Origin of the sequence: Pseudomonas sp. FW300-N2A2, from assembly GCF_017351735.1 — a bacterium.
GTDB classification, from domain to species: domain Bacteria; phylum Pseudomonadota; class Gammaproteobacteria; order Pseudomonadales; family Pseudomonadaceae; genus Aquipseudomonas; species Aquipseudomonas migulae.
Map to the genome: position 1 here is coordinate 1 of NZ_JACNDU010000068.1, position 653 is coordinate 653.

Consider the following 653-nt stretch of genomic DNA (forward strand, 5'->3'; position numbering starts at 1 on the left):
CGATGCTCAGCACATTGCCGACCGGGTCGTAGCTGTAACGCAGATCCTGCAACGGCTGGTTCTGGCCGAGCCGGGATAACAGCCGTTGTAGACGCCCGTCCTCGGCGGCGTATTCGAGGGTGGTGATCACGCCATTGCCGGCGACTTCCCTTTCGACCTGACCGTGAGCGTTGTAGGTGATGGCGCTGACCATCGGCAGGTGTTGAGTCGTGTTGCTCAGGCGCAAATCCACGGCGCGCAACTGTCCGTCCACAGTCTGGCTGAAGTGTTGTTCATTGCCTTGGGCATCGGTTCGGGATAGCAGGTCACCCGCTGGGTTGAAGCGTGAGTGCGTTGAAAACGACTGCGCGATGTCATCGAGACGCCGCTCTTGTTCGAGTAGCGTGCCGGTTAATCCGTAGTCGTTGAACAGCAGAACACCGGCAAGGTCTGTGTGGCTGATCAGTTGGCGGCACTGGTTGTGGTCGGCGGAAACGGGATCGTTCGCGGCATAAGTCAGACGCTCTGCGCAAATCGCTTCGCCCTCCAACGCCTGCTCGAACAGCGCCGTCAATCGCAGTTGATTGTCGTAGTGCATCCAGCGCTGCGAACCCCGGCCATCCCAGGAGTGAACCGGTTGATCTGCCTCGCCGAACAAACTCACGCGCAAGCCT

1 pseudogene is annotated in these 653 nt (G+C 59.9%); it reads right to left on the reverse strand.

Features of this window, described 5'->3' with window-relative positions:
* Window positions 1-653: pseudogene (locus J4E42_RS29325) on the reverse strand (toxin); the annotation flags it as partial.